Source organism: Psittacicella gerlachiana, from assembly GCF_003585965.1.
Lineage (GTDB): Bacteria > Pseudomonadota > Gammaproteobacteria > Enterobacterales > Psittacicellaceae > Psittacicella > Psittacicella gerlachiana.
Genome location: NZ_NRJF01000281.1, coordinates 1 through 3438, shown reverse-complemented (window position 1 = coordinate 3438; position 3438 = coordinate 1). Strand labels below are relative to the sequence as shown.

Genomic DNA, 3438 nt, shown 5'->3' with positions numbered 1-3438 from the left:
AGCTGTGGGTTTTATTTATTAGTTAGATAAACTATAAATGCTTAATCTTTATAATTTATACTTAACATTTGCTATTTACACTTAGTATTTGCTACTTATACTTAGTATTTACCATAAGCTTGAGTTACTTTATATAAGTAACGTCTAGTTTCTGCTGAATAGTGGTTCTTAACTATATGATTGTACACTTGTTGTGGCGTCATTTTGTTAATTACCCCTATTGCCTGAGACCTATCTTTACTAAAGGTAGAAAGCATACCTCCAGGACCACCATTATATGAAGCAATTAACAGATAACGCTTACTTAATGGATTAGTTACATTTTGGAAATAACGAGTTTGCATTATATAAATATAAGCAGCACCAAAATGCACATTATTATCCGGATTAAAGAGGAATTTTTCTGTAGGTTGACGATCTACCCCTTGGAAACGATTAACTTCTAATCCTGCAGTACGAGGAACAATTTGCATTAACCCTATAGCTCGAGAAGAAGATACCGCATAAGGGTTAAAGGCTGACTCAACTTCCATAATCGCAAACATTAATTTTGGATCTATCTCATATTGAGCGGCATACTTATAAACTAAATGACTATACTGCTGTGCCCTTGCTTGTAAGTGGTTTTTAATTAATGGTAAATCAATATAATAATCTAATTTTCCATTAGCTAAACTACGAACCGCAATTTTATGATTTAATAAATAAGTTGCAAACGCCTCTGCTTGCGCAAAGGTACGAATTGGCTTGCCATTATTATCTACTACTTGATTAGCTAAAAAAGGTTGACCTCCCGAATTAGGGACTCTAGTATCATACAGAGTTCCGTATTCAGGACTTGTATCCATTAATAAGGTATAAATAATTTCATTTTTTAAGACGTTATAGTAATTTTCATTTACCGTTTCAAAACGAATAAATCCACTCGCAAGGTGAATTGCTGCTCTTGTATTCCAATTATCAGAATATTTTACTATATCAGTAGGACCGAACATTATCTCGTTCACGCCCCAAATTTGATTTAAGTTGTTATTTAGATCTTTTACAAAACGATCTAATTGTAATTGATTTTCAGGAGAAGCTACTGCCGTACTCTTTGGACTACTTGAACAAGAAGCTAAGAATACCCCTAAAGCAATTCCCATGCCCCATAAGCCTAATTTAGTTAGACTTTTGTTTGCATTACCAATAGCAATCATCTACTTTATCTTCCAAAAAAAGAACCCAAAACAAAAATGTTGCTTTGAGGTTCGGATAACCATAATTGCTTAGAGTTATAAATTTAAAAATAAAATTTTAAAGAAAAACCTTTATAACTCTAAAATCTTTAAGTTAAAAAACTATAATGACTTAAATTTACCTTCACTTGGGGTAGGTTCTTTTTCTTCTTCAGGAGCAACATAACCTTTAACGGTAACATCTTTACCATTAAAAAGAAAATCAACCATTGCTTGTTCAAGAATCTTACGATGCTCAAGATTCATGAGATTATAGTGATGCTCATTTACGAGCATGGTTTGTTTTTTTAACCAAATAGCCCAAGCCTCTGCCGAAATATTTTCAAAAATACGCTTACCAATTTCACCTGGATAAAATTGCATAGGTAATCCTGGAGCTTCTTTTTGTAAATATTGACAAAATACGGTACGTGTCATTTTTTATTTCTCCTAAAACTGAAGATTAAATATTTGTAGAAATTTTTACCCCTCTATTGTATCAGAAAATCAATACCTCAAGGCGATTAACTCATAACTAAACTAACACCACCATAACTAAACTCTAACTCATGAATAGAAAAATCACTTACTTTTTTTAAGTAATTTTCAAGAAAATAAGGCTCTCTTCCTCTCAAGTTATATTTACTCTTAATTTTCTCTAGTAATTAAAAAGTTGAAAATTAATTCAATTAACCTCTACTTTAAAATTTTTAGAATCGCTTGCAAAACTTTTCTTTTCAGCATATAATATGGACACTTAGCATTTTAGCGGAAAGTAGATGTGATAAAGTTTACACCTACTTTCTTGAGTTTAACTTTGAAAATTGGTGGGAGTTTAATTTAGGCAGTCCCTAATGAGCTTTGATTGTCCTAAATTTACTAGAGGTGTTTTCTAGTTAGGCACTTGCTGAGTTAAATACTCTAAGTATTTCGAGTAAAAAGCCCTCAAAGCTGACCAAGATCAACTTTGAGGGCTTTTTGCTACCTAGAATTATTTTCTCATATATTTCTCTATTCCTTATTTAAGAGAAATGATCATAAAAATAAGAACTCTTTTCTTTTTTCCTTATCTGTCAATTCTTTACTTCCTGTTCTTAACCTTCCAGTTCTTAAACCTTTCTGTTCGTACCCCTTTTGTTCTTTACCTCTCGGTGCTTTATTCTCTTTACTTTATTTCCTCTCCTTAATTATTTATAGTTTGATCCTTATTCTTATCTTTCTCCTTGTCTTTACTCCTTGTCTTTACTCCTTATTCTTATCTTTTTTCTTATCTTTTTTCTTATCTTTTTCCTTGTCTTTATTCCTCATTCTTATTCATATAACTCACCCCGCCCCCAAAGTGATCTCAACTTTATTTATCAAGCTATTTTCAATTCTTATTTTTCACCATAATTTTTTCATCACCCGTCTTTACTTTCTTTCTTCAATAAGAGAAATCTCTTGATTTTTAAGTAAAAAACCTCAAGTCAACAAGCTGTTGAATTTTCTTCATCAAAATTTATTCTATAATACTTAATATCAAACACAAAGGAGTACATTTATGAACAATACAGCAGACAACTCTTATCCTCAAGCTTTAGCTTTTAAAGGATCAAACATTCTAGATTTTTTACAAAGTAGCAACTTTAAAGGAGATGGACTTTTTCCTCGTGGTCCGGAAAATACCGCATATGCTTCAGTATTTACCGGTACTAGTTACCTACTTCCTGTAAATAATAAAGATTTACACATCTCTAATGTTACTTTTGAACCAGGTTGTCGTAACCATTGGCATATTCACCATGGAGCAGCCCAAATTCTAATTGTTGTTGGAGGTTCAGGTTGGTATCAAGAAGAAGGAAAACCAGCACTTGCTCTTAATCCAGGTGATGTCATTTATATTCAACCTGAAATTAAACACTGGCATGGAGCTAGTAAAGACTCTTGGTTCTCTCACTTAGCTATTAGCGTTCCCGTAGCTGAGCAAACTTCTAATGAGTTTCTTACCCCTGTGAGTGAGGAAGAATACTCTCAACTTGCATAAGTTTGGCTTTAATCCTAGCAGGATATACTCTAACTCTAAACTAACTTCAATATTATTCTTACTTTAAATTCACAATCCCCAGCAAAACTTTACTTTTGCAAGTCAAAAATCAAAATAGATAAAAATCTAACTTTATATAAGCAACAAAAACACTTATAAATATTCTCTGCAAAAGAAGCAAAGGAGAAACAAATAAAT

3 protein-coding genes are annotated in these 3438 nt (G+C 32.0%); 1 reads left to right on the top strand and 2 read right to left on the bottom strand.

Annotation, left to right across the window (positions count from 1 at the left end; genetic code table 11):
- Positions 1-101: 101 nt before the first annotated feature.
- Both CKF59_RS07675 and CKF59_RS07670 read right to left on the bottom strand, forming a co-directional pair.
- Positions 102-1199, bottom strand: coding sequence for a murein transglycosylase domain-containing protein (locus tag CKF59_RS07675; RefSeq protein ID WP_119535318.1), 1098 nt, complete (start codon positions 1197-1199; stop codon positions 102-104).
- Between the two features lie 141 nt (positions 1200-1340).
- Positions 1341-1655: an oxidative damage protection protein gene (locus tag CKF59_RS07670; RefSeq protein ID WP_119535317.1), complete on the bottom strand. Its 315-nt coding sequence runs from the start codon at positions 1653-1655 to the stop codon at positions 1341-1343.
- Positions 1656-2757: 1102 nt separating this feature from the next.
- On the opposite strand from CKF59_RS07670, the gene CKF59_RS07665 reads away from it, so the two are divergent.
- Positions 2758-3240 (top strand): cupin domain-containing protein, encoded by a 483-nt coding sequence (locus CKF59_RS07665; protein ID WP_119535316.1) that lies wholly within the window; start codon positions 2758-2760, stop codon positions 3238-3240.
- Positions 3241-3438 lie beyond the last annotated feature (198 nt).